This window comes from Burkholderia sp. Cy-637 (assembly GCF_011753175.1).
GTDB classification, from domain to species: domain Bacteria; phylum Pseudomonadota; class Gammaproteobacteria; order Burkholderiales; family Burkholderiaceae; genus Burkholderia; species Burkholderia gladioli.
Genome location: NZ_VWWC01000303.1, coordinates 1 through 3956, shown reverse-complemented (window position 1 = coordinate 3956; position 3956 = coordinate 1). Strand labels below are relative to the sequence as shown.

General features: G+C 69.8%; 5 protein-coding genes and 1 pseudogene. All 6 read right to left on the bottom strand.

The features are described 5' to 3' along the window. Positions 1-151, bottom strand: a pseudogene (locus F3J10_RS34685) (protein-L-isoaspartate O-methyltransferase); the annotation flags it as partial. Beyond that, positions 148-909, bottom strand: coding sequence for a 5'/3'-nucleotidase SurE (gene surE / locus F3J10_RS34680; RefSeq protein ID WP_013698257.1), 762 nt, complete (start codon positions 907-909; stop codon positions 148-150). The gene surE and the pseudogene F3J10_RS34685, both read right to left, overlap by 4 nt. A 74-nt stretch (positions 910-983) precedes the next feature. After that, positions 984-2189, bottom strand: a complete 1206-nt coding sequence (locus tag F3J10_RS34675) for a CaiB/BaiF CoA-transferase family protein (protein WP_017921679.1) — start codon at positions 2187-2189, stop codon at positions 984-986. 38 nt (positions 2190-2227) lie between these two features. Then, positions 2228-2824: a recombination mediator RecR gene (gene recR, locus F3J10_RS34670; RefSeq protein WP_013698259.1), complete on the bottom strand. Its 597-nt coding sequence runs from the start codon at positions 2822-2824 to the stop codon at positions 2228-2230. A gap of 28 nt (positions 2825-2852) precedes the next feature. Next, positions 2853-3179, bottom strand: coding sequence for a YbaB/EbfC family nucleoid-associated protein (locus F3J10_RS34665; RefSeq protein WP_013698260.1), 327 nt, complete (start codon positions 3177-3179; stop codon positions 2853-2855). Positions 3180-3256: 77 nt separating this feature from the next. Continuing rightward, positions 3257-3956: DNA polymerase III subunit gamma/tau C-terminal domain-containing protein (locus F3J10_RS34660; RefSeq protein ID WP_275691722.1), on the bottom strand; the 700-nt coding region annotated here is incomplete at its 5' end.

The following is a 3956-nucleotide window of genomic DNA, read 5'->3' as shown; positions in this document are numbered from 1 at the left end:
GGCGGGCCGGCGAGCCGGCCACGGAGGCGCCCAGGGTCGGGCGCGCCGGCGAGCTCGGATGCCGCTCGTTCGGGCGCGCCGCGCTCTTGCGCGGTGCACGTTTCAGATCCTCGAGCGCAAGCGGAAACCGCTTGGCGCGCTCGCCGCTCATGAAGCCTCGCCCCGCGCGCGCGTCCACGCCTGCGTCGCGGCCAGTTTCTGGGAGTCGGTGAGATCGAGCTGCAGCGGCGTGATCGACACGTAGCCGTTCGCCGTGGCATGGAAATCGGTACCCTCGCTCGCGTCGAGCGCCGCGCCCGAGGCGCCGATCCAGTAGATCGCCTCGCCGCGCGGATTGGTCTGGCGGATCACCGGCTGCGACGGATGCCGCTTGCCGAGCCGCGTCGCCTGCCAGCCCTTGATCTGCTCGTAGGGCAGGTTCGGGATGTTGACGTTGAGGAAGGGCTGGCCCGGCATCGGCCGGGCGATGAAGTGGCGGACGATCTCGGCGGCCACCCGCGCGGCCGATTCGAGCTCCACCCAGTCCTTGTCGACCAGCGAGAAGGCGATCGCCGGGATGCCGAACATGATGCCTTCGGTGGCGGCGGCGACGGTGCCGGAATACAGCGTGTCGTCGCCCATGTTCTGGCCGTTGTTGATTCCCGACACGACCAGGTCGGGCCGTTCCTCGAGCATGCCGGTCAACGCCAGGTGGACCGAGTCGGTCGGCGTGCCGTTGACGTAGTGGAAACCGCTACTCGCCGAGCGATGCAGCGACAGCGGCCGGGACAGCGTCAGGGAGTTCGAGGCCCCGCTGCAGTTCTGCTCGGGCGCCATCACGGTCACGTCGGCGAACGGCCGCAGCGCTTCGTAGAGCGCGGCCAGACCGGGCGCCAGATAACCGTCGTCGTTGCTGAGTAGGATTCGCATGCGGCGATTGTAACCGAGGAAAGATGGCGCGCGAACGACAGCCCGGGCGCCCCGGGGCCGTCTCGCGCGGCGGCTCAGATCACGCGCCGTTCGCGCAATGCGGCGATCGCCGCGGCCTCGTAGCCGAGCCCGCCGAGCACCTCGTCGGTATGCTCGCCGAGCGCCGGGCCGAGCCAGCGCGTATCGCCCGGCGTGTCGGACAGCTTCGGCGTGATGTTGGGCAGCGGGATCTCCTGTCCGTCGGGCAGGCGAAAGCGCTGGATCATCTGGCGCGCCACGAACTGCGGGTCGCTGAACATGTCGGCCACGCTGTAGATCCGGCCGGCCGGCACGTCGGCCGCGTTGAGCACCGCCAGCGCGGCCTCGATGGTGCGCGGCGCGAGCCAGGCGGCGATCGCCTCGTCGATCTCGCGGGTGCGCGGCACTCGCCCGTCGTTGTGGGCGAGCGCCGGGTCGTCGGCCAGATCGGCGCGCTCGATGGCCTTCATCAGGCGCTTGAAGATCGGGTCGCTGTTGCCGCCGATCACGATGCTGCCGTCGGCACAGGCATAGGTATTGGACGGCACGATGCCGGGCAGCGAGGCGCCGGTGCGCTCTCGCACCATGCCGTAGACGCCGTACTCGGGCACCACGCTCTCCATCATGTTGAACACGGCCTCGTAGAGCGCGACATCGACCACCTGCCCCTTGCCGCCGTTCATGTTGCGATGGTGCAGCGCCATCATCGCGCCGATCACGCCGTGCAGCGCGGCGATCGAGTCGCCGATCGAGATCCCGATGCGCGGCGGCGGCAGTTCCGGGTAGCCGGTGATGTGGCGCAGGCCGCCCATCGATTCGGCGATCGCGCCGAAACCGGGACGGTCGCGATACGGGCCGCTCTGGCCGTAACCCGACAGGCGCACCATCACCAGGCCCGGATTGTCGGCCGACAGCACCTCGTAGCCGAGGCCCAGCTTCTCGAGCAGGCCGGGCCGGAAATTCTCGATCACGATGTCCGCCTGCGAGGCGAGCTGCTGCGCGATGCGCCGACCCTCGTCCGTCTTCAGGTTCAGCGTGACCGACTTCTTGTTGCGCGCCTGCACCGCCCACCAGAGCGAGGTGCCGCCCGCCTCGGGATAGAGCTTGCGCCACTTGCGCAGCGGGTCGCCACCGTTGGGATCCTCGACCTTGATCACGTCGGCGCCGAATTCGGCGAACAGGCGGGCCGCGAACGGCCCCGCGATCAGCGTGCCGAACTCGAGCACCTTGACGCCCGCGAGCGGGCCTGGGGTAGCGCTCATCTGTGGAATCTCCGGAGCGGCGTGCGCCGCGTTGGGGCTTACATCGACCGGCGGTCGAGCATCGCGCGGGCGATGGTGCCCGCGTCGACGTATTCGAGTTCGCCGCCGACCGGCACGCCGCGCGCGAGCCGCGTGACGGACAGGCCGCGCGCCTTGAGGGTCTGCCCGAGGTAATGGGCGGTCGCCTCGCCTTCGTTCGTGAAGTTGGTCGCGAGCACGACCTCCTTGACGATGCCGTCCGAGGCGCGGCGCACCAGCCGGTCGAAATGGATTTCCTTGGGACCGATGCCGTCGAGCGGGCTGAGCCGCCCCATCAGCACGAAATAGAGGCCGCGATAGGTGAGCGTCTGCTCGAGCATGATCTGGTCCGCCGGCGTCTCGACCACGCACAGCAGGCTCGGATCACGCTCGGTATCGCTGCAGACCTCGCAGATGCGCGACTCGGTGAAGGTGTTGCATTTCTCGCAGTGCTGCAGGTGCTCGGTGGCGAACAGCAGCGAGCGCCCGAGCTTCTCGGCGCCCTCCCGATCGTGCTGCATCAGGTGATACGCCATCCGCTGCGCGGATTTAGGCCCGACGCCGGGCAGCACGCGCAGCGCTTCGACAAGGGCGGACAGGGCGGAGGGCTGCTTCATGCGGTACCGGTCGACGTGGGACGCCGCCTCAGAACGGCAGCTTGAAGCCCGGCGGCAGCGGCAGGCCGGAGGTCATGCCGCTCATCTTTTCCTGCGAGGTGGCCTCGGCCTTGCGGACCGCGTCGTTGAACGCCGCCGCGACCAGGTCCTCGAGCATGTCCTTGTCGTCCGCGAGCAGGCTCGGGTCGATCGCCACGCGGCGCACCTCGTTCTTGCAGGTCATGGTGACCTTCACGAGCCCGGCGCCCGACTGGCCTTCGACTTCGATGAGGGCGAGCTGCTCCTGCATCTTCTTCATGTTTTCCTGCATCTGCTGGGCTTGCTTCATCAGCCCGGCGAGTTGGCCTTTCATCATGGACGTGCTCCTTGGTGTTCGTGTGACCGGCGCGATCTTAGCGCCGGTTCCGGGATTAGGGAATGGGCTGCGCGCGATCAGTGCAGCGTGGGCGCGCCGCCGGCGCCGTCTGCGGCGACCGGCTTCACCGAGCCCTCGACGATGCGCGCGCCGAAATCGCGGATCAGTTGCTGGACGAAGGGGTCGGCGCCGATCTCCTGCTCGGCCTCGCGCTGGCGCTTGGCGCGCTCGACCGCGTCGAGCGCAGCCGCGGTGCGACGCGCCGGGCCGACCTCGACGCTCAGCTCGACCGGCTTGCCGAGCGCCTCGGCGAGCGCCGTCTTCAGCTTGGCGACCTGCGCGGCATCGGCGTATTGCGGCACCGGCACCGCCAGTTTCAGCGCGCCGCCCTCGAGCGAGGTCAGCTCGCTGTTGAAGGCGAGCTGGTAGGCCACGCCCTTGAGCGGCAGGCTCGCGGCCAGTTGCGGCCATTCACCCTGGTAGCCGATCGCGTCGAGCGGCACGGCCGGCGGCAGCGGCCGCGTGTCGACCGGCGCGGGCGCCGGCTGCGGGGCCACGCGCACGTCGTCGGGGCCGCTGTCGAAGACGGGAATGTAGCCGTCGTCGGGCGGCGGGCCGTAATTGTCGTCGGCCGATATCGGCAGGTAATCGTCGGGCGGAATGTCGTCCCAGGGGGGCGGCGCCGAAAGATCCGGCGACGACGCACCTGCCGGCTGGGATGCCGCGGCGGCCGGCGCGGGACGCGGACGCGGCGTCGGCACGTTCACCCGCGGCGCG